Source organism: Azospirillum sp. CT11-132 (assembly GCF_047302835.1).
Taxonomy (GTDB): Bacteria; Pseudomonadota; Alphaproteobacteria; order Azospirillales; family Azospirillaceae; genus Azospirillum.
Genome location: NZ_JBGLZA010000003.1, coordinates 656,713 through 677,791, shown reverse-complemented (window position 1 = coordinate 677,791; position 21,079 = coordinate 656,713). Strand labels below are relative to the sequence as shown.

21 protein-coding genes are annotated in these 21,079 nt (G+C 66.5%); 8 read left to right on the top strand and 13 right to left on the bottom strand.

Annotation, left to right across the window (positions count from 1 at the left end):
- Nucleotides 1-2: 2 nt before the first annotated feature.
- The 4 genes from ACCD06_RS08955 (at nucleotide 3) to lexA (ending at nucleotide 3,134) form a co-directional block, all read left to right on the top strand.
- On the top strand, nucleotides 3-476 hold the full coding sequence (locus ACCD06_RS08955; RefSeq protein ID WP_109155567.1) for a GNAT family N-acetyltransferase: 474 nt from the start codon (nucleotides 3-5) through the stop codon (nucleotides 474-476).
- Nucleotides 473-976: a cyclic pyranopterin monophosphate synthase MoaC gene (moaC, locus tag ACCD06_RS08950; RefSeq protein ID WP_413340146.1), complete on the top strand. Its 504-nt coding sequence runs from the start codon at nucleotides 473-475 to the stop codon at nucleotides 974-976. Before ACCD06_RS08955 ends, moaC begins: the two co-directional genes overlap by 4 nt.
- A 4-nt stretch (nucleotides 977-980) precedes the next feature.
- Nucleotides 981-2,210 carry a gephyrin-like molybdotransferase Glp gene (gene glp, locus ACCD06_RS08945; RefSeq protein ID WP_136705502.1) on the top strand — a complete coding sequence of 410 codons (1,230 nt, stop codon included), beginning with the start codon at nucleotides 981-983 and terminating at the stop codon, nucleotides 2,208-2,210.
- A 198-nt stretch (nucleotides 2,211-2,408) separates the two neighbouring features.
- Complete coding sequence (gene lexA, locus ACCD06_RS08940) at nucleotides 2,409-3,134, top strand: transcriptional repressor LexA (RefSeq protein WP_413340144.1); 726 nt, start codon at nucleotides 2,409-2,411, stop codon at nucleotides 3,132-3,134.
- 134 nt (nucleotides 3,135-3,268) lie between these two features.
- Here the strand turns inward: lexA and ACCD06_RS08935 are convergent, their stop codons facing one another.
- A complete protein-coding gene (locus tag ACCD06_RS08935; RefSeq protein WP_413340142.1) occupies nucleotides 3,269-5,422 on the bottom strand; it encodes a ComEC/Rec2 family competence protein in 2,154 nt (717 codons plus the stop codon).
- Between the two features lie 156 nt (nucleotides 5,423-5,578).
- Here ACCD06_RS08935 and gltX point away from each other — a divergent pair, with 156 nt between their 5' ends.
- The 3 genes from gltX to ACCD06_RS08920 all read left to right on the top strand — a co-directional run bounded on the left by gltX (nucleotide 5,579) and on the right by ACCD06_RS08920 (nucleotide 8,595).
- Nucleotides 5,579-6,985 carry a glutamate--tRNA ligase gene (gene gltX / locus ACCD06_RS08930; RefSeq protein ID WP_109155562.1) on the top strand — a complete coding sequence of 469 codons (1,407 nt, stop codon included), beginning with the start codon at nucleotides 5,579-5,581 and terminating at the stop codon, nucleotides 6,983-6,985.
- Nucleotides 6,986-7,085: 100 nt separating this feature from the next.
- The gene (gene gltA, locus ACCD06_RS08925) at nucleotides 7,086-8,399 is read left to right on the top strand and encodes a citrate synthase (RefSeq protein WP_109155561.1); all 1,314 of its coding nucleotides are present in this window, start codon (nucleotides 7,086-7,088) and stop codon (nucleotides 8,397-8,399) included.
- Nucleotides 8,400-8,421: 22 nt separating this feature from the next.
- Nucleotides 8,422-8,595, top strand: coding sequence for a hypothetical protein (locus tag ACCD06_RS08920; RefSeq protein ID WP_158280154.1), 174 nt, complete (start codon nucleotides 8,422-8,424; stop codon nucleotides 8,593-8,595).
- A gap of 9 nt (nucleotides 8,596-8,604) precedes the next feature.
- Here the strand turns inward: ACCD06_RS08920 and ACCD06_RS08915 are convergent, their stop codons facing one another.
- Complete coding sequence (locus tag ACCD06_RS08915; protein ID WP_109155560.1) at nucleotides 8,605-9,003, bottom strand: rhodanese-like domain-containing protein; 399 nt, start codon at nucleotides 9,001-9,003, stop codon at nucleotides 8,605-8,607.
- Nucleotides 9,004-9,103: 100 nt separating this feature from the next.
- On the opposite strand from ACCD06_RS08915, the gene ftrA reads away from it, so the two are divergent.
- On the top strand, nucleotides 9,104-10,132 hold the full coding sequence (gene ftrA, locus ACCD06_RS08910) for a transcriptional regulator FtrA (protein WP_413340139.1): 1,029 nt from the start codon (nucleotides 9,104-9,106) through the stop codon (nucleotides 10,130-10,132).
- 12 nt (nucleotides 10,133-10,144) lie between these two features.
- Here the strand turns inward: ftrA and gloA are convergent, their stop codons facing one another.
- The 11 genes from gloA to ACCD06_RS08855 form a co-directional block, all read right to left on the bottom strand.
- Nucleotides 10,145-10,540 (bottom strand): lactoylglutathione lyase, encoded by a 396-nt coding sequence (gene gloA / locus ACCD06_RS08905; protein WP_109151382.1) that lies wholly within the window; start codon nucleotides 10,538-10,540, stop codon nucleotides 10,145-10,147.
- Nucleotides 10,541-10,557: 17 nt separating this feature from the next.
- Nucleotides 10,558-11,769: a lipid-A-disaccharide synthase gene (gene lpxB / locus ACCD06_RS08900; RefSeq protein ID WP_413340137.1), complete on the bottom strand. Its 1,212-nt coding sequence runs from the start codon at nucleotides 11,767-11,769 to the stop codon at nucleotides 10,558-10,560.
- Nucleotides 11,766-12,623 carry an LpxI family protein gene (locus tag ACCD06_RS08895; RefSeq protein ID WP_413340135.1) on the bottom strand — a complete coding sequence of 286 codons (858 nt, stop codon included), beginning with the start codon at nucleotides 12,621-12,623 and terminating at the stop codon, nucleotides 11,766-11,768. Before ACCD06_RS08895 ends, lpxB begins: the two co-directional genes overlap by 4 nt.
- A gap of 12 nt (nucleotides 12,624-12,635) precedes the next feature.
- Complete coding sequence (gene lpxA / locus ACCD06_RS08890) at nucleotides 12,636-13,430, bottom strand: acyl-ACP--UDP-N-acetylglucosamine O-acyltransferase (protein ID WP_136705494.1); 795 nt, start codon at nucleotides 13,428-13,430, stop codon at nucleotides 12,636-12,638.
- Nucleotides 13,427-13,909 (bottom strand): 3-hydroxyacyl-ACP dehydratase FabZ, encoded by a 483-nt coding sequence (gene fabZ / locus ACCD06_RS08885; RefSeq protein ID WP_413340133.1) that lies wholly within the window; start codon nucleotides 13,907-13,909, stop codon nucleotides 13,427-13,429. Before fabZ ends, lpxA begins: the two co-directional genes overlap by 4 nt.
- 215 nt (nucleotides 13,910-14,124) lie before the next feature.
- The gene (locus tag ACCD06_RS08880; protein WP_109155557.1) at nucleotides 14,125-14,769 is read right to left on the bottom strand and encodes an OmpH family outer membrane protein; all 645 of its coding nucleotides are present in this window, start codon (nucleotides 14,767-14,769) and stop codon (nucleotides 14,125-14,127) included.
- A 1-nt stretch (nucleotide 14,770) separates the two neighbouring features.
- Nucleotides 14,771-17,110: an outer membrane protein assembly factor BamA gene (gene bamA / locus ACCD06_RS08875; protein ID WP_199231857.1), complete on the bottom strand. Its 2,340-nt coding sequence runs from the start codon at nucleotides 17,108-17,110 to the stop codon at nucleotides 14,771-14,773.
- A gap of 27 nt (nucleotides 17,111-17,137) precedes the next feature.
- Nucleotides 17,138-18,271, bottom strand: a complete 1,134-nt coding sequence (gene rseP / locus ACCD06_RS08870) for an RIP metalloprotease RseP (protein ID WP_136705493.1) — start codon at nucleotides 18,269-18,271, stop codon at nucleotides 17,138-17,140.
- Nucleotides 18,272-18,307: 36 nt separating this feature from the next.
- Nucleotides 18,308-19,516, bottom strand: coding sequence for a 1-deoxy-D-xylulose-5-phosphate reductoisomerase (locus tag ACCD06_RS08865; protein WP_109155555.1), 1,209 nt, complete (start codon nucleotides 19,514-19,516; stop codon nucleotides 18,308-18,310).
- On the bottom strand, nucleotides 19,507-20,319 hold the full coding sequence (locus ACCD06_RS08860; RefSeq protein WP_413340130.1) for a phosphatidate cytidylyltransferase: 813 nt from the start codon (nucleotides 20,317-20,319) through the stop codon (nucleotides 19,507-19,509). The genes ACCD06_RS08865 and ACCD06_RS08860 overlap by 10 nt, the downstream gene beginning before the upstream one ends.
- Nucleotides 20,320-20,338: 19 nt before the next feature.
- Complete coding sequence (locus ACCD06_RS08855; protein ID WP_413340128.1) at nucleotides 20,339-21,079, bottom strand: isoprenyl transferase; 741 nt, start codon at nucleotides 21,077-21,079, stop codon at nucleotides 20,339-20,341.

The following is a 21,079-nucleotide window of genomic DNA, read 5'->3' as shown; positions in this document are numbered from 1 at the left end:
CGATGCCCGACATCGCCATCGCCGCGGAAAGCCCGCGTCAGGATGCGGTGATCGCCCTGGTCGCCGCGCTCGATCGCTATCTGCTGGACCTCTATCCGGCGGACACCTGCCATCTGCTGGACATCGACTCCCTGGAGGCGCCGGACGTTCGCTTCTTCGTCGCCCGCAAAGACGGCGTTCCGGTCGGCTGCGCCGCACTCCGCGTCGATCCGACCGGTTACGGCGAGGTGAAGCGCATGTATGTCGATCCCGCCGCCCGCGGCCACCGCATCGGCGACCGACTGCTCACCCGGCTGGAGGAACAGGCGCGGGACGAGGGGCTGACCGCCCTGCTGCTCGAATCCGGCATCCACCAGCACGAGGCGCTGGCGCTCTACCGCAAGGCCGGGTTCGCCGACCGCGGCCCATATGCCTGCTATGAAGACAACGGCGTCAGCGTCTTCATGGAAAAACCGCTTCTGGAGACCGTCCGATGACCGGCTTCACCCATTTCGACGCCGAGGGCAAGGCGGTGATGGTCGACGTCTCCGACAAGGCGGAGACCGAACGCACCGCCACCGCCGCCGCCACCGTGCTGATGCAGCCGGAGACCCTGGCGCTCATCACGCAGGGCGGAGTGAAGAAGGGCGATGTTCTGTCGGTCGCCCGGCTGGCCGGCATCATGGGGGCCAAGCGCACGCCGGACCTGATCCCGCTGTGCCACCCGCTGATGCTGACCTCGGTCAAGGTCGACCTCTCCTGCGATCCCGCCCGCAACGCCGTGGACGTGACCGCCACCTGCAAGCTGAAGGGCCAGACCGGCGTGGAGATGGAGGCGCTGACTGCCGTCACCGTCGCGGCGCTGACCGTTTACGACATGTGCAAGGCGGTGGACCGCGGCATGACCATCACCGACGTCCGCCTGCTGCACAAGGCCGGCGGCAAGAGCGGCGAATGGGGTGCGTCCACCACCGCCGTCCCATCCGCAGGAGCATAATCTGATGATCTCCGTCGCCGAGGCGCGCGCCCGCATCCTGTCGGCATTCGCCCCTCTGCCGGCGGAGACCGTCGCCCTGCCCGATGCGCTGGGCCGCGTGCTGGCCGAGCCGGTGATCGCCCGGCTGACCCAGCCGCCCTTCCACGCCGCCGCCATGGACGGCTGGGCGGTGCGCGCCGCCGACATCGCCGCCGCGACCGCCGACTCGCCCGTCCCCCTGCGCCGCATCGGCGAATCCTCCGCCGGCCATGCGTTCGACGGCAGCGTCGGCCCTGGTGAGGCGGTGCGCATCTTCACGGGAGCGCCCCTGCCCGATGGCGCCGACGCCGTGGTGATGCAGGAGGATTGCAGCGCCGACGACGCCACCGTCCGGATCGGCCGCGCCGTGGTCGCCGGCCGCTTCATCCGCGAGGCGGGATTCGACTTCACCCTCGGTCAGGAGCTTCTGCCGAAGGGACGTCGCCTGACCGCCCGCGACATTGCGCTGGCTGCCGGCGGCAATGTGCCCTGGCTCTCGGTCCATCGCCGGCCGCGCATCGCAATCCTCGCCACCGGCGACGAGATCGCCCTGCCCGGCGATCCGCTGGGGCCGAGCCAGATCGTCAGCACCAACGCGCTCGGCCTCTGCGCCCTCGTCACCGCCCAGGGCGGCCTCGCCCACAATCTGGGAATTGCCAAGGATACGCCGGAGAGTGTGGCGGCCTTGGCGAAGGGGGCCGCAGGGTGCGATCTGCTGGTCACCACCGGCGGGGCCGCCCATGGCGAATACGATCTCGTGCGCGACGTGCTGGCCGAACGCGGCGTGGCGCTGGAGGTGCAGACCGTGGCGATGCGGCCGGGCAAGGCGCTGATGTTCGGCCGCGCCGGATCGGTGCCGCTGCTGGGTCTCCCCGGCAACCCGGTGTCCACCGGCGTCACCGGCGTGCTGTTCCTGCGCCCGATTCTGCGTCTGCTGCAGGGCCTGCCGCCCGAGGACGACCGCCTGCCGCTGCGCGCCCGCCTGACCACCGCGCTGAAGGCCAACGACCGGCGCGAGGAGTATCTCCGTGCGACGCTCGCCGCCGGCCCCGACGGCGTCCTGACCGTAACGCCCTTCGCCCGGCAGGACAGCGCCATCACCACTCTCTATGCCCAGGCCGATTGCCTGATCCCCCGCCCGCCCAACGCCGATCCGGAACCGGCCGGCGCCATGGTGACCGTGCTCCCCCTGACCGATGGAGCGCTCAGCATCTAGGACTTGGAACACCCCCCGAACGACGGATGGAACAGTTGAACAGCATCCCGAAAACTGTTTCACGCTGTTCCAAATGTTCCGTTCAAGTTCTAAAAGAAGCCGACGGGGGGCTTGACGCGCGGCAGGAACCAAACTAGAACATGGAGCAACGTTTAGTTTTTGTTCCATCTTCAGTCTGGCGACGGCCGGGAGGCATCCATGCTCACGCGCAAGCAGCACGAATTGCTGCTGTTCATCCACGAACGGCTCGGCCAGGGCGGTGTCTCGCCGTCGTTCGACGAGATGAAGGACGCCCTGGGGCTGAAGTCCAAGTCGGGCATCCATCGCCTCATCACCGGACTTGAGGAACGCGGCTTCATCCGCCGCCTGCCCCACCGCGCCCGCGCGCTCGAGGTTCTCCGCCTGCCGGAAGGCCTGGACGCCGCCCGCAGCCGCAGCGCGGCGCCCAAGCCGAAGTTCCAGCCCAACGTCATCAAGGGCGATTTCGCCTTTGCCGGCCGCGACACCACGCCTCCCGCCACGATGCCCGCCGCCGCCAACGAGACCGTGCAGCTCCCGCTCTACGGCCGCATCGCCGCCGGCACACCGATCGAGGCCCTGCGCGACAACAGTGCCTTCGTCGATGTTCCGGCCTCCATGCTGACCGGCGGAGACCATTACGCCCTGGAGGTTTCCGGCGATTCGATGATCGAGGCCGGCATCCTCGACCACGACACCATCATCATTCAGCGTTGCGACGCGGCGGAGAACGGCACCATCGTCGTCGCGCTGGTCGATGAAGGCGAGGTGACGCTGAAGCGCCTGCGCCGCAAGGGCAACACGGTGGCCCTGGAACCCGCCAACGCCGCCTACGAAACCCGCATCTTCGGCGCCGACCGCGTCCGTGTGCAGGGCAAGCTGGTCGGTCTCGTCCGCAAGTACTGAGGCCCTTTCCGCTTCAGCACCAATCCCCTCCCCCGCCCGGCTCTCGCACAAAGCTTCGCTTTGTGCTGACGCGGCAGGCGGACCGAAGGTCCGCTGAGAGCGGGGGAGGGTTAGGGTGGGGGTCTAACGTTCCCTCATCTCCCCCCGGTCCAGGGCCGATCCCCCCTAAGCCCTCGCACCGTCTCCACCCGGATGCCCTCCTCCGTCACCGTCAGCGTATGCGCTCCCTCATGCCGCAGCGCCCATCGGTCGACCACCAAACCGGCCCGGCACCCGCGCGCCACCGCCGCCGTCACCACAGCGTCCGCCGATCCGCAATCCTCGTCCAGTGCATCGGGCAGCCGCGGCAATGCCACCGTCTTCCCCCGCACCCGGTACAGACACCCCAGCGCATCGCAACTCAGCGACCGCCCGCCCTCGCTCCATCCGCCCGCCGCCGGCCAGGGCTCCGCCGCTGCCCGCTCCCCGTCGCGCTCCCTCCAGGTCTCGGTCAGCCGCCCGCCGCCCTTGCCCGAGCCACTGAGCCGCCCGTCCGGCAGCCTCACCGCCACCACCGTCCCGTCCCCCGCCACCAGCACATCCGGCCGTTCCACCAGCATCGGCGAGGCCAACCCCGCCAGGATCGGCAGCATCCCCAGCCAGCGCCACCGCCGCGTCCATACGCACAGCCAGAGCCCGCCCACCACCAGCGCCGCGAATCCCTCCACCGGCATCGCCGGCACCGTCAGCGAAGCCCAGGGCAACCGACCGAAGAACTCCGCGGTCCAGATCACCGCCCGATCGCCCCAATTCATGGCAATCAGCGCCGGCGCCTCCAACCCGAGGGGCAGCAGCGCGTAGGCGATCAGGCTCCACGGCATGACCCAGAAGGACGTGATGGGAATCGCGATCAGGTTCGACAGCACGCCATAAAAGGCAATCTGCTGAAAATGGAAGAGCGAGAAGGGCAAGGTCGCCAGCGTCGCCACCACGCTGGTCAGCAGGATCCCGCCGACATAGAACAGCCCGCGCACCAACCATCCCGCGTCGCGCCGCCATTCCGCCAGCCTGACACTGCCACGCTCGAACGCCGCGATCAGCGCCACCACCGCCGCGAAAGACATCTGGAAGCTCGGCCCCAGCATCCCCTCCGGGTCCATGGCGATGGTGACCAGCCCGGCGAAGGCGACCAGCCGCATGCTCAGCGGATGGCGGTCCAGCATGATCGCCCCCATCACCATGCCGGTCATCAGCACCGACCGCACCGTCGGCAACGGCGCTCCGACCAGCAGCGTGTAGGCGAGCGCCGACAGGATCCCGAACAGCGCCGCGATCTTCTTGATCGGCCATCGCAGAGCGATATAGGGCACCGCCGCCAGCAGCGCCCGCACCACATAGAACAGGATGCCCGCCGCGATGCCGACATGCAGGCCGGAAATCGACAGAAGATGCGCCAGCCCGCTGTTGCGGAAATCATCCAGCGTCGCTTCGGGAATGCCGAACTCCTCGCCATTCAGCAGCGCGGTGGTGACGCTCGCCTCCACCGGGTCGCCGATCGCCGCCGCCACGCGCTCCGCGATGGCTCCCCGCGCATGTTCGAAGGCGATGGCAACCGTGCTCCATCCCGTCACCGGCGGCGCCTCCACCTGCTCCACCGCCCCTGTGGCAAAGCCGGTCCCACCCAGACCCATGAACCAGGCCCGCCGCTGGAAGTCGAAGGCACCGGGTTCCGCCGGCGCCTGCGGCGGCAACAGCGTCGCCCGCAGCCGAACCACCGATCCCGGAGCGGGCGCAGGGTTGCGGTCGGACAGGCGGATTCTCAACGCGGCCGGCGTCTGCTCCGGTGCCAGTCTGCTGACCGTCACCTCGCGCAACGTGATGCGCACCGCACCCGGCCGCCGCTCCACCGCCATCACCCGCCCGGCGACGGTGGCGCCCGCGATGCTTCGGGTCAGGACCGGCGCCGCCATGCGCGCCGTATGCGCCTGCGCCACCAGGAATCCGGCTGCCGCCATCAGCAGTGCCGTCGCCACCCCGGCCAACGCGAACCAGCGCCGCACAGCCAACAACAGGATCACCGCCCCGCCGACCGCCGCGAGTCCGCCCCACCAGACCGGTTCCTGCCGCAACTCGAAATACAGCGACACCCCTGCCCCAAAAGCGACGGGCAGCCACAGAACCCAACGCTCCCCCTCCGCCCCTGCCAACGCCGCGAGTCGCCTGCCGGCGCGCGTCAACAGGCGCCGCCATCGTCCGCTGAGCGCCGGCGGGTTATCCGTCTCCTCCTCCGGCCAGCCGGCGGCGGTCACCGGCAGCGGCTTCCCGGCGCAGCGATGCCGCCCGCGGGCCCTTCAACGACCGTCCATGCACGCATCGCATTGCCTCCAAGCCGGGTGGCTGTGTTAAACCACGGTGTCGAACCACCGGCGCATCATACCAGCGCCGAACCGGAAATTGAGAGACCGATGACCGTCGTCACCCGCTTCGCTCCGTCGCCGACCGGCTTTCTGCACATCGGCGGTGGCCGCACCGCCCTGTTCAACTGGCTGTACGCCCGCAACACCGGCGGCAAGTTCCTGCTGCGGATCGAAGACACCGACCGGCAACGTTCGACCCAGGCGGCGGTGGACGCCATCCTCGATGGGCTGAAGTGGCTGGGGCTCGACTGGGACGGCGACGCCGTCAGCCAGTTCGAGCGCAAGGACCGTCATGCCGAGGTGGCGCACCAGATGCTGGCCGCCGGCAAGGCTTATCGCTGCTATTGCAGTCCGGAAGAGCTGGAGGAGATGCGCGCCGCCCAGAAGGCGGCCGGGCAGCCGATGCGCTACGATGGCCGCTGGCGCGACCGTCCCGATTCCGATGCCCCTCCGGGCGTTGCTCCGGTGATCCGGCTGAAGGCGCCGCAGGAGGGCCAGACCGTCCTGAACGACCTTGTCCAGGGCGAGGTGACGGTGCAGAACGCCCAGCTCGACGACCTGATCCTGCTGCGCGCCGACGGCACCCCGACCTATCTGCTGGCTGTGGTGGTCGACGACCACGACATGAACGTCACCCACGTCATCCGCGGCGACGACCACCTGACCAATACCTTCCGACAGATCCAGATCTTCAACGCCATGGGCTGGGACCTGCCGCGCTTCGGCCATATCCCGCTGATCCATGGCCCCGACGGCGCCAAGCTGTCCAAGCGTCACGGCGCGCTGGGCGTCGATGCCTACCGCGACATGGGCTATCTGCCGGAAGCGGTCCGTAACTATCTGCTGCGGCTCGGCTGGTCGCATGGCGACGACGAGATCATCTCGACCGAACAGGCCATCGAGTGGTTCAACCTGGAGAGCATCGGCCGCTCGCCGTCGCGCTTCGACTTCGCCAAGCTCGAGAATCTGAATGCCCATTACATGCGGCTTGCCGACGATTCCCGACTGTTCGGTCTGATCGCCCCGCGCCTGGAGGCGGAACTCGGCCGCGGCCTGAGCGACGCCGAACGCGACCTTCTGACGCGGGCCATGAACGGCCTGAAGCAGCGCGCCCGCACCGTGGTCGATCTGGCGCAGAGCGCACGCTTCTATGTCGCGCCGCAGCCGCTCAGCTATGACGAAAAAGCGTCCGCGCTGCTGGACGAAAAGGGCCGCAATCTGTTGAAAGAACTGGCGGCTGCCTTCGCCGAAGTGCCGGATTTCACCGCCGCTGCGCTGGAATCGCAGGTTCGCGCCTTCGCCGAGGCACGGGGCGAAAAGCTGGGCAAGGTGGCTCAGCCGTTGCGCGCCGCGCTGACCGGATCGACGGTGTCGCCGCCGATCTTCGAAGTGGCCGAACTGCTGGGCCGCGAAGCAACGCTTTCTCGCATCCGCGATGCAGCGGGTGCAGCATAATGGTCACTTCCGTGCGTTGCCATCGGGCAGCCTTGGAACTATGCTGCGCCGACGAAAAAAGGGCGCCAAGCCCGACCCTCAACGATAAGGACGTGCCGAGATGACCCAGACTGAGGACGGCAAGGATACCGTAACCCTCATCGACAATAAGACGGGCAAGCAGGTCACGATGCCGGTCCTGCACGGCAGCGTCGGGCCGAGCGTGATCGACATCCGCAAGCTCTACGCCGAGACCGGCCACTTCACCTACGATCCGGGCTTCACCTCGACGGGCAGCTGCGAGTCGCAGATCACCTACATCGACGGCGACGAGGGTGTTCTGCTGCACCGCGGCTACGCCATCGACGATCTGGCCGAGCATTCGACCTTCCCGGAAGTCTGCTTCCTCCTGCTCAACAACCATCTGCCGACCGCGACCGAGCGCACGGAGTTCGAGAACATCCTGCGCCGCCACTCGATGGTGCACGAGCAGCTGACCAAGTTCTACAGCGGCTTCCGCCGTGACGCCCACCCGATGGCGATCATGTGCGGCGTCGTCGGCGCCCTGTCGGCCTTCTACCACGACTCGCTGGACATCAACGATCCGCAGGCGCGCAAGATTGCCGCGCACCGCCTGATCGCCAAGATGCCGACGATCGCGGCCATGGCCTACAAGTACTCGACCGGCCAGCCCTTCATGTATCCGCGCAACGACCTGTCGTATGCGGAGAACTTCCTCTACATGACCTTCGGCACACCCTGCGAGCCGTTCAAGGTCAACCCGATCCTGTCCAAGGCGATGGACAAGATCTTCATCCTGCACGCCGACCACGAGCAGAACGCCTCGACCTCGACCGTCCGTCTGGCCGGTTCGTCGGGCGCCAACCCGTTCGCCTGCATCGCCGCCGGCATCGCCTCGCTGTGGGGTCCGGCCCATGGCGGTGCGAACGAAGCCGTTCTGAAGATGCTGGAAGAGATCGGCTCGGTGGATCGCATCCCCGAGTTCGTCCGCCGCGCCAAGGACAAGAACGACAACTTCCGCCTGATGGGCTTCGGCCACCGGGTCTACAAGAACTACGACCCGCGCGCCCAGGTCATGCGCCAGACCTGCCACGAGGTCCTCGGCGAGCTCGGCATCAAGGACGAGCCGCTGCTGGACATCGCGATGGAGCTGGAGAAGATCGCCCTCTCGGACGAGTACTTCATCGAGAAGAAGCTCTATCCGAACGTCGACTTCTACTCGGGCATCATCCTGAAGGCGATGGGATTCCCGACCAGCATGTTCACCGTGCTGTTCGCGCTGGCCCGCACCGTCGGCTGGATCAGCCAGTGGAAGGAGATGATCGAGGACCCGGTGCAGAAGATCGGCCGTCCGCGTCAGCTCTACACCGGCCAGACCAAGCGGCCGTTCGTGCCGCTGGCCGAGCGTGGCTAACCGGCCCACAGCCCACATCGGAATGGGCGGCTCCAACGGAGCCGCCCAGGACCCGACTGCGTACATCGTTCCGGCCCGGCGGGTGCGTCTGCGCCCGCCGGCCAACGACAACAGGGCGCCACTCGGCTGGCGCGTCCGCCGCCTGATCGTTTATCTGCTGATCCTGGCACTGATCGCCGGGATCGTCTTCATCTGAGGCAACGCCTCAGTTCTCGCACTCCAGTGCGAAGCCTTCGTCGATCCACCCCGTGATGCCGCCGATCATCAGTTTGACCGGCCGTCCAATCCTTGCGAGGCGCAAGGCGGCGCGATCAGCACCGTTGCAATGGGGTCCGGCGCAGTAGACCACGAACAGCGTGCCGTCCGGCCAATCCGCCATCCGACGCTCGGTAATCTTGCCGTGCGGCAGGTTCAGGGCTCCCGGTATATGTCCACGCGCGAATGCTGCCGGTCCACGCACATCGAGCAGAATGAAGTCCGGTTTACCGGATTTCAGCGTGTCGTGAACATCCCAGCAGTCGGTCTCCAGCGACAGCCGCCTGGCAAAGTGAGCCGCCGCAATCTCAGACGGGGCCGCGGGAATTTCGGTGACGAGACTGGGCATGGGGTCCTCGTTGCTGGGGTCTGATTGGACGTGACGCCCCCATCATTCCAATCGCTCCTTCGGCTGGAAAGTGGCGCAACCGCCAGCTATCGTGCAGATCATGCCAATCGCCACGCCCCCGCTGGTCGTCGCCCTCGCCTATGACGGCCTCTGCACCTTCGAGTTCGGCGTCGCCGTCGAGGTGTTCGGCCTGTCGCGCCCGGAACTCGGGCCGGATTGGTACAGATTTGCGGTCGCCGCCCTCGATGCCGGACCGCTGCGCGCGGTGGGCGGCATCCGCGTGGAAGCCGATGGCGGACTCGACCTGCTCGACCAAGCCGGCATCATCATCATTCCGGGCTGGCGCGGCGCACGGGAGCCGGTACCCGGCGACCTGATCGCCGCGTTGCGCCGGGCCAACAAGCGCGGCGCACGGATCCTGTCGATCTGCTCCGGCGCGTTCGTTCTCGCCGCCGCCGGACTTCTGAACGGACGCCGGGCGACCACGCACTGGCGATATACCGCGACGCTCGGTGAACTTTACCCCGATATACGGGTGATGCCCGACGTGCTGTATGTGGATGAAGGCAACATTCTGACCTCAGCCGGCAGTGCCGCCGGCATCGACCTCTGCCTGCATCTGGTCCGCCGCGATTTCGGACCGGAGGCGGCAAACAGCGTGGCCCGCCGTCTGGTCGTCCAGCCGCATCGCGAAGGCGGGCAGGCACAATTCATCGAAACGCCGGTGCCGACCGCCCGCGAAGGAGCCCGCTTGGCTCCCCTGCTCGATCATTTGCGGGAGAGGCTGGCGGAGGAACACAGCCTGTCCGGCATGGCATCGCGGGCGGGGATGAGTGTCCGCACCTTCCTGCGCCGTTTCCAGTCCCTGACCGGCACCACCCCTGGCGACTGGCTACTGACCGAGCGGCTGAGTCGCGCCCGTGACCTTCTGGAAGCGAGCAGCCTGCCGGTGGAAGAGGTGGCGACCCTGACCGGCTTCGGCTCCGCTGCCACCCTCCGTCACCATTTCCGCCGCCGGCTGGGACTTAGCCCGGCCAACTACCGCGAACGCTTCCGCCGCGTGGCCGGGCCTGCGCCAACGAAAAAGGGCGCAGCCGTCACCGACCACGCCCCTCCTCTTGACCTTTGACCGAACGGCCGATCACTTCCGCTCGATCAACTCGACCTTGTAGCCATCCGGGTCTTCAATGAAGGCGATCACGGTGGTGCCATGCTTCATCGGGCCCGGCGGGCGCGGAATCTTGACACCTTCGGCCGCCAGCTTCTCGCAGGTGGCATAGATGTCCGGCACGCCGAGGGCGATATGACCGTAGGCAGTGCCAATCTCGTACGGTTCCTTCTGATCCCAATTGTGGGTCAGTTCCAGGACCGCAGTGTCGGACTCCTCGCCATAGCCGACGAAGGCGAGGGTGAAGCGACCGCCCTCATAGTCATTGCGGCGCAGCAGCTTCATGCCGAGCAGCCGCGTGTAGAAGTCCAGCGACTTCTCCAGATCCAGCACGCGCAGCATCGTGTGCAGCAGACGGAATTCACTCATGGTCTCTGTTCTCCCATTCAGGGTTTGCCCTCTTGGGGCCTGTTCAAGCGTCGTTCCGCAATGACGTCCAGAACCGTACGGGCAGCCCGCTCGCTGGGCGGAGTGTCGCCTTGCCCCAGCCAGCGGGCCACCTCGGCAACGCCATCGATCTGCGCCTGACGTGCCGCCGGATCGTCCAGCAGGCGGGCCAGTTCGGCCGCCAGTCTATCCGGCCGGCAATCCTGCTGCAGCAGTTCGGGAACCAGCATCCGATCGAGCATCAGGTTGACGAGGTTGACGTATTTCACCCGAATCAGCCGCCGATAGAGCGCAACCGTGACCGGGTTCAGCCGATAGGCGATGACCGTCGGCAGCCGCGCGAGAGCCAACTCCAGAGAAACGGTGCCGGACGCGGCGAGTGCCGCTTCCGCCGCGGCAAAGGCATCATATTTTTCGGCGTCGCCTTCCACCAGCACGGCTCGGACCGGCCAGTCGGCAATGGCGGCCGCCACCCGGTCACGAACCGTGGCCACGGTCGGCACCACCGCCACCAAAGTGGGGTGCGCGGGTTGCAACCGCTCCAGCGTCGCACGGAAATCCGGCAGCAAACGCGACACTTCGCCTTTGCGGCTGCCGGGAAGAATGGCGACCACGCGGTCAGCCGGTGCGATGCCGTGACGATCACGGAAGCCGGCCCCGTCGCCCTTCCCCGCCCCACCCTCGACCACCGAATGGCCGACGAAGGTACAGGCCAGCCCTTCCCTCTCGAAATAGGGCGGCTCGAAGGGAAGAACGGCAAGCAGATGATCGTAGATGGTGGCATATTTCGCCGCACGCTTCGGCTTCCAGGCCCAGACCGTCGGTGCGACATAGTGGATCAACGGGATGGCGGGTGCCGCCGCACGCACCTTCTTTGCCACGCGCACGGTGAAGCCCGGCGAGTCGATTCCGACCACGGCGTCGGGACGTATACGGATGATCTCCGCGACCGTCTGGTCGATGCGACGGATCAGGTTCGGCAGGTGCGGCAGCAGTTCGAAGATGCCGAACAGGGTCAGTTCCGCCATAGGAAAGAGGCTGACCAGCCCCTCCGCCATCATCTTCTCGCCGCCGATGCCGACGAACCTCACCTTTCCGCCGGTCAGCCGCTTGGCCGCAGCCATCAGCCGGGCGCCCAGCGCGTCGCCGGACGGCTCGCCGGCAATCAGGAACAGTGTCGGACCGTCATCGGCCGCAAGCGGGCCACTCATTGCGGAATCTCGATGCCGACAACGAACAGGCCGAGGCGATCCGCCGCCTCGGCCACCGCAGGTCGGTCCACCAGCAGGCTGCCGCCGGCCTCGACCGCGATCCCCCGCAGACCGGCAGCCGCAGCCTTTTCCACAGTGGTGACGCCCATGGTGGGAAGGTCGATGCGGCGATCCTGCTTCGGCTTCCTTACCTTGACCAGCACGCCACCGGGCCCCGGACGCGCCAATGCGGCACAGCGATCGAGCATTGCGTCGGTGCCCTCGATCGCCTCGACCGCCAAAACGATTCCCTGCTGAACCACCGCACCCTGCCCAACGTCCAGCACCCCCATTGCGCGGGCGACTTCGACCGCACGGGCAATGTCCCGCTCCGCGTCCGCGTCGGGCGCGAAACGGCCGACCGGTCCGGCAACGGTCAGTAGATCCTTCAGCAGGTCATGCAATCCGACCACACGGAACCCGTCATCCTCGACTTCGCGCACAACGGCGCGCAGCAAGCCGTCATCGCCGAGCGCGCGGGTGCCGACGCGGGCAAGGAAACGCGCGGTGCGCCAATCCGGCATCAGTTCGGTGAAAGAGGGACGCTTCACCGGTCCGGCAAGAACCACCTCTCCCACGCCCTCCTCATGCAGACGCCGCAGGATCGTGCCGGCGGCACCGAAGCGACTCCAGACATGGGGCGCCCCGGCAACCGTCTCGGGATCGGTGTGTCCATCGAAGGCCACGATGAAGACCTCACGCCCCTGCCCGCGCACCGCATTGGCGATGCGGGCCGGGAGCGTACCGCCGCCGGCCAGGATCGCCAGCTTCGGACCCGCTGGCGGCGATCCGGTGCCTTTTGTTGTATCGGCCATAGGCCGGTCGCCTCAGCTCTCGCGCGGCTGGCAGAGAGACCGGGCTTCCTTGGCCCGGATGAAGGAGAGAACGTCCGAAATCAGCGCACGCTCGCCGAAGTCGCGACCGACCTCATCCACCCGCTCGGCGAAGGTCCCCTCCGGACCGAACAGCATGCGATAGGCGGCACGCAGGGCGTGGATGTCATCCTTCTTGAAGCCGCGGCGCTCCAGACCGACAAGATTCAGGCCGGCCAGCCGGGCGCGGTCCCCCATGACCAGGCCGAAGGGAATCACGTCGTTCTCGACGCCCGACATGCCGCCGATCATGGCATGGGAGCCGATGCGCACGAACTGGCGCACCGCCGACAGCCCGCCGATGATGACATAGTCACCCAGCGTGACGTGACCACCCAGAGTGGCGTTGTTGGCCATGATGACATGGTCGCCGACGACGCAGTCGTGGGCCACGTGCGAACCCATCATGAACAACCCGTCGTCACCGACGCGGGTGATCATGCCGCCGCCCTCGGTGCCCGGGTTCATCGTCACATGTTCGCGGATCTGGTTACGGGCGCCGATGACGAGTTCCGACGGCTCGCCATGGAACTTCAGATCCTGCGGCCGGTGCCCGATGGACGCGAAGGGATAGATGACGGTTTCGGCGCCGATGCTGGTGCGCCCGTCGACCGCAACATGCGAAACCAGCCGAACGCCGTCGCCCAGCGTGACGTCGGGACCGACGACGCAGAAGGGGCCGATGCTGACCCCCTCCCCCAGCTTGGCAGCGGGATCGACGATGGCGGACGGATGGATGGTAACGGTCATTTTTCGTCCAGGATCATGGCGGAATAGACGGCTTCAGCGACGAGGACGCCATCGACCTTGGCCTCGCCCTTGAACTTCCACACGTTGGCGCGCTGACGCTGCTTGGTGACGTGGATGTGGATGGTGTCGCCGGGGGTGACGGGGCGGCGGAAGCGAGCCTCGTCGACGGTCATGAAATAGACCAGCTTGCCTTCGGCGTCGGGACCCAGGGTCGCCACGACCAGCACGGCGGAGGTCTGGGCCATCGCCTCGATGATCAGCACGCCGGGCATGACCGGGCGCGACGGGAAGTGGCCCTGGAAGAATGGCTCGTTGATCGTGACGTTCTTCACGCCGGTGGCGCCTTCGCCCAGCGTCACATCGATCACCCGGTCGATCATCAGGATCGGGTAACGATGCGGGATCATCTTCATGATCCGCGTGATGTCGATGTCGTCGATCTTGTTGCTTTGCGCGTTGTTGTCCGCCGTCACGTCCATTGCCCGGCCGCCCGCCTTTCCACCAACCGATAGAGTTCAGCATTCCCTGTTTGAAGGGAACGGGCACCGCCGCCCCGATAAGGAACACCGGTGCCTTATTGTTTGCTCCGCCTTCTTGCCCCATTTCCGCGGCGACCGCAACCGCCGAACCCGGAAACGGAACAGGGCCGCCACCGTCCCCGCTCGGGACGGCGACGGCCCTGTTCAGACAAGCATCACTGCTTGGGGACGTTCAGCGCGACCTGCGGCAGCTTCTTGTTCACGCGCTCCATCACCGCGTCGGTGACGTCGAGCTGCGTGTCGACCAGAACGAACTGCTGGCGAGCCAGAACGAGGTTCGCGCCGCGCTCGCGGGAGATGTCGGCGACCACCTCGACCATCGTCTTGTGAACGACGGCCATCGCTTCGTTCAGGCTGGTCTCCAGAGCGCGCTTACGGTTCTGAACCGTCTTCTGCACGTCGGCGACCTGCTTTTCGAAATCGCGGCGCTTGTTGGCGAGAGCTTCCGGCGACAGGACGGTCTGCTGCTTGCGCAGTTCGTCCTCGTTCTTGCGGAGCTTGTCCTCCAGCGCGGAAATTTCCTTCTGGTAGGAATCACGCAGTGACTCGAAGGACTTGGTGATGCCCTTCGACGCGGCGGATTCCTGCATGATCTTCTGGACGTCGATCACTGCGATGACAGGCGCCTTGAGCTCCGCACCCGGACCCGGGACTTCGGCCTTCGGGGCGTCGGTCTTGGGTGCCGATTGGGCCGGAGCCGCCTGGGCCATGGCCGAGGTCGCGGCAAAGAGGAGACCGGCAGCCGTAACGGCCGACAGGGCGGCGACGCGGAACGGCGTCTTCGACAGGGTGGATTGCATCTTAGAACCTGGTTCCGAAGCTGAAGCGGATAAGCTCTTTCTTGTCGTAGCCTTCCTTGCGGATCGGCAGGGCGACATCGAGCCGGATGGGGCCGAACGGCGACTTCCACGACACGCCGGTGCCGATGGAGACGCGGATGCTCTCGTCATCCTTCACGTTCGGATCGCTGATGTCGGCCTTGCCCAGCGTGCCGACATCGGTGAAGGCATGGCCGAGCAGACCGAATTCCTCCGGCAGGCCGAAGGGGAAGCTCATTTCCACCGAGGCGCGGGCATAGCGCGTGCCGCCCAGCGCGTCGCCAGTCGAAATGTCGCGCGGGCCGATACCGGCGGTGTTGAAGCCGCGCAGCGTGTCGCCGCCGATGAAGAAACGGTCGCCTAGGTCAACCTTCTTGCCGAGGCCGTGGATGTAGCCGATTTCGCCGGTGGTGCTGAGCACCCACTGGTCCTCGCCGAGCGGCAGGTAGTAGCCGGCAGCCAGCTTGTTCCGCAGGAAGCGCACCGACCCACCGAGACCGGCGATGTCATTGGTCAGGCGGACGAAATACCCCTCGGTCGGCGTCAGCTTGCTGTTGCGGACGTCGTAGGTCAACTCCTGGCCGATCAGTGAGGTCAGACGCTCACCGCGCTGCTCCTGGATGTACTTCGACGCGGTGGTCGGCACTTCCTCGATCAGCGTGTCCTGCAGCTGATAGTAAACGCGCTGGCGCAGACGCTCGGTCAGCGGATAGCCGAGGCGCAGGGCGAAGCCGGTGTTCTTCTCGTTGAAGGAGCTTTCATCCTGGTAGTTGTAGCGCGTCCGGAAGATGTCGACGCCAGCCGACAGGTCGCGGTCCATGAAGTACGGCTCCGTGAAGGAGATATCGTACAGCTGGCGCCGGCCGGACAGTGTGGCACCCAGACGCAGATCCTGGCCGCGGCCAAGGAGATTGCGCTCGCGGATCGAGAAGTCACCCAACGGACCGTCGGAGGTCGAGAAGCCCGCACCGATGGAGATTTCACCGGTGGACTGCTCGGCCACGTCGACGTTGACGACGGTACGGTCCGGCGCGCTGCTCTCGGACGTCGTGATGTTCACGCGCTCGAAGAAGCCGAGATCCTTGATGCGCTGCTCCGACCGCTTCAGCTTCGACGCGTTGAAGGGGTCGCCTTCGGACAGCAGCATCTCGCGGCGGATCACCTTGTCGAGCGTCCGGACGTTGCCGGAAATATCGATGCGGTCAACGAAGGTACGCGGACCCTCGTTGATCTCGTAGGTGATGTCGATGGTGTGGGTTTCACGATTGCGCGAAATCCGCGGACGGACATCGACGAACGCATACTGTAGATCGCCGACCGCGTTGGTCAGCTTCGTGATGGTGTCTTCCACCTTCTGGGCGTTGTACCAGTCGCCTTCGGTGGTGGTGACGCTGTTCTGCAGAACCGCGGGGTCGAGCTGCTTCAGCGAGGTCTTGATGTCGACCTTGCCGAACTTGTAGCGCTCGCCTTCCTCGATGGTGAAGGTGATGAAGAAATCCGACTTGTCCGGAGTCAGTTCGGCGACCGCCGACACGACGCGGAAATCGGCATAGCCTTCCTTCAGGTAGTAGCGGCGCAGCAGGTCACGATCGTAGTTCAGGCGATCCGGATCGTAATTGTCATCCGACGACAGGAACCGCCACCAGGCGGATTCCTTGGTCTGGATGTTCTCGCGCAGGGTTCCGTCCGAGAAATGCTCGTTGCCGATGAAGGTGATGCCGCGCACGCCGGTGCGCACGCCTTCATTGATCTCGAACACCAGATCGACACGGTTCTGGTCGAGCTGGATGATCTTCGGTTCGACGGTCGCACCGAATCGGCCTTGCCGCCGGTAAATCTCCTGGATGCGCTGGACGTCGGACTGGACCCGGGTTCGGGTATAGACCACGCGCGGACGCAACTGGATTTCCTTCTCCAGCGTATCCTTCTCGATGCGCCGATTGCCCTCGAACGCGATGCGATTGATGATCGGATTCTCCGCCACCGTCACCACAAGCGTGTCGCCTTCGCGCTTCAGCACGACGTCGGCGAACAGGCCGGTGTTGAACAGCGACTTCAGCGACTGGTCGATCCGGTCGGGATCGAACGGGTCGCCGGGCTGGACGGTCAGGTAGGAGCGGACCGTGGATGGTTCGATTCGCTGGGTGCCTTCGACCCGGATGTCGCGCACCGTACCGCCACTGAACACCTGGGTGACCGTGGACCCGGTGACCGCCTGAGCCCGACCGGGCGAGGCGGCGGTTTGGGCGAGGGCGACAGACACCGTCGTCATGGCGCAGCCGGCCATCAGGCCCGCCACCAGAACTTTGCTCGACACCGGCAAATCACGCTCCCTGGCAAGGGGCTGGCTTTAGGAAACCAGTCCCCGGAAGAAATCGACCACGCGCAATTGAACAAGGTCGTTCCACGTGGCGAAGACCATGAGCGTTAATACCAAGGCCAATCCAATTCGGAAACCGTATTCTTGCGCCCGCGCTCCAAGCGGCCGGCCAAGCAGCTTTTCGATGCCGTAAAAAAGCAGGTGGCCGCCATCCAGCATCGGAACCGGAAACAGGTTGATGAGGCCCAGGTTCACGGACAGGAACGTCATGAACCAGACCAGCGGATACCAGCCGGATTGCGCCACCTCGCCCGACATCTGGGCGATGCGCAATGGGCCGCCCAACTCCTCCGTCCCACGCGATCCCTGGACCATCTGGCCCAGTGCGGTGAAGGTGCCGGTGATCATGCCTGCGACTTCACGTCCCGCCTGCCAGACAGCGGTCACGGGATCATGACGCATCATGCCGACGCTGCCGCGGCTGATCCCGAGCAGGCCGATCTGGTGAGCGTTGCCGAGTCGGTCGGTGACCGTCTGCGACTCCGGCGTGGCGGTCAGGGTCATAACCCGTCCATCGCGCTTCAGTTCGATGGCCAGCGGCTCGCCCGGGCGGATCGAAACGATCTGCCGGATCTCTTCGAATCGCTGAACCCCGGTGCCGTCGACCGACAGGATCAGATCACCCGGCTGAATGCCGGCGCGTTCCGCCGCACTGCCGGGCTGAATGCCACCGACGTCCGGCGGGGTGAAGGACTGGCCGGCGGTCATGAACAGCAGGGAAAGAACGACGATGGAGAAGACGAAATTCGCGATCGGTCCGGCCGCCACGATGGCTGCACGCTGCCCCACCCGCTTGTGGTGGAAGGACACCGCGCGCTCCTCCGCCGACATGGCGGTCAGATGGGCACCCGGGGTGCTGGCCGGATCGGCATCGCCGAACATCTTGACGTAGCCGCCGAGCGGCAACGCGCTGAATTTCCAGCGGGTGCCCACCCGGTCGGTGAAGCCGAACAGTTCCGGTCCGAAGCCGATGGAGAAGGTTTCGATCCGCACGCCGTTGCGGCGCGCGATCAGATAGTGACCAAGCTCGTGCACGAAGACGAGCACGGTGAGGACCAGCAGAAAGGCCAGCACCGAGGTCCAGAAACCGCCGATAACGTCCATATCAACCCTTGCGCCTTCCAGCGCCTCGAACGCGGATCATCGGCTGCCAACCGCCGTCGCACCGATGGCCGCAACACGGCAGGCGGCGTCCCGCCTCGCATCCGCGTCGGCCTCCCGCACGGCGGCGAGATCGCGCAGCGGGCGGTGGGGCAACGCCGTCAACGTCTCCTCGACGATCCGTTCGATGTCGAGGAAGCCGATCCGGCGGTCGAGAAACGCCTGGACGGCCACCTCGTTGGCGGCACTGAGTATAGTAGGAGCGCCCCCCCCGCTTTGCAAGGCGGCCCGGGCCAGCCTCAGTGCAGGGAAACGCACGGGATCAGGAGCCTCGAAGGTCAGCGTCGCCGCCTTGACCAGATCGAGCCGCTCCGCCGGCGTGGCGATGCGGGCGGGCCAGCCGAGCGCATAGGCGATCGGCGTGCGCATGTCGGGCGTGCCGAGCTGCGCCAGAACCGAGCCGTCGACATATTCGACCAGCGAATGGATGACCGACTGCGGGTGGACCAGCACATCGATGCGCTCTTCCGGTATGCCGAACAGGAAGTGGGCTTCGATCAGCTCCAGCCCCTTGTTCATCATCGTGGCGCTGTCGACCGAAATCTTGGCGCCCATGTCCCAGGTCGGATGGGCGACCGCCTGCTCCCGCGTCGCAGCCGCCATGAAGGCGCGATCCCTGGTGCGGAAGGGACCGCCCGACGCCGTCAGGATCAGGCGGGCAACGCTGTCGGTACGGTCGAAATCGAAGACTTGGTAGATGGCGGAATGCTCGCTGTCGACCGGCAGCAGCGTCGCGCCGTGGGCCTTCACCTCCTCCATCATCAAGGCGCCGGCGCAGACCAGCACCTCCTTGTTGGCGAAGGCGACGATGGCGCCACGCCGCACCGCTGCGAGCGTCGGCTCGAGACCGGCGGCGCCGACGATGGCGGCCATCACCCAGTCGGCCGGACGCTCCGCCGCGGCGGCAACCGCTTCGGACCCGGCGGCGACCTCGATGCCGGTGCCGGAGAGCAGGCTCTTCAACTCGGCATAGGCGGCGGGGTCGGCGACCACGGCCAAGCGGGCGTTCAACTGCCGGGCTTGCTGAGCCAGCAGAGTGACGTTGCGGTTCGCGGTCAGCGCCTCCACCGGAAAGCGCTCCGGATCGCGGGAGACGAGATCCACCGTCTGCGTTCCGACCGAGCCCGTGGACCCGAGGATCGTTACGCTGCGCGGCGCATCAGGCCCCGCTCCCGCTTTCACCACCATGACAGAACCGATCCAACGGCCGCGTGAAACAGGGCCAGCACCGGGGCCGCGGCCAGAAGCCCGTCGATGCGGTCGAGGATGCCGCCATGCCCGGGAATGAGCTGACCGCTGTCCTTCACATTGTAACGCCGCTTGATCGCCGATTCGAACAGGTCGCCGGCCTGCCCGACCACGGCGACGGCAGCGCCCACCGCCAGAGCGATGTCCGGGCGCGCCGCTCCGAAGGCCAGAGCCACCAGCCAGCCGAAAAGCGCCGACGACGCCATGCCGCCAATCAGTCCGGCCCAGGTCTTTTTGGGGCTGATGCGCGGCGCCAGCTTAGGTCCGCCTATGCTGCGGCCCGCGGCATAGGCCCCGATGTCGGTTGCCCAGATGGCAATGAGGACGAACAGGAAGAGCGACAGCCCGGACTCCGGCAGATCACGCAGCCACATCAGGCCGGCCATGCCCACAGCGACATAAAGCACGCCAAAACCGAGCAGGTTGCGGTCGGCGCCGCCACCGACAATGGCGGTCAGAACGGCGAAGGCTGCAGCCGCCCCCAGCCCTGCGGCCGGACCGGCGGCGATCTGCCCCATCACTGCCACGAGGATGCCGACCGTCGCCATGATGCGGGCCGGCAAGCGGCGGGCGCTGGGAACGATGCTGGTCCATTCGGACACGGCGACCACCGATCCGAAGGCGATCAGGGCATGGAACACCCAGCCGCCAATCCAGACGGCACCCAGCACGACCGGCGCCATGACCAATGCCGACAGGACACGAACCTTGAGGTCCCCTGCCCTGGATGGCTTGGCCGGCACTGCGAGCGAATCCGGCGTGTCAGCGGGACCCGGCGGTGGTGGCGCCGAAGCGGCGTTCCCGTCGGTGGAACTCTTCAATCGCCGCCTCCAGATCGCGCTTGGTGAAATCGGGCCAGAGCGTATCGACGAAGACCAGCTCGGCATAGGCCGCCTGCCACAGCAGGAAATTGCTGATCCGCTTCTCGCCGCTGGTGCGGATGATCAGGTCGGGGTCGGGTATATCGGCCGTGTAGAGCCGCGCCGACAGCGCGTCTTCGTCAATGGCCTCAGGCGACAGGCGACCGGCCGCCACTTCTTCCGCCAGCCGGCGAGCCGCATGGACGATCTCCAGGCGCGAGCCGTAGCTGAGAGCCACCACCAGCGTCATCACCCGGTTGTCGCGGGTCAGGCCCTCGGCATTTTCGATCAGCCGGTTGATGTCCTCCGACAGCCGCGTGCGGTCGCCGATCACCCGCAGGCGAACGCCCGCCCGGTGCAGTTCGGCGACTTCGCTGCGCAGGTAGAAGCGCAGCAGACCCATCAGGTCGCTGACCTCTTCCTCCGGCCGGCGCCAGTTCTCCGAGGAGAAGCTGAAGATCGTCAGAGTGCCGATGCCAAGTTCGCGCGCCGCTTCCACGGTGCGGCGGACGGCGTCCACGCCCTTCTTGTGACCGGCGGTGCGCGGCAGGCCGCGCGCCTTGGCCCAGCGCCCGTTGCCATCCATGATGATGGCGACATGCCCTGGGGCCGTGTTGGACCGGTTGTCGTCCGCGTCGCGCAT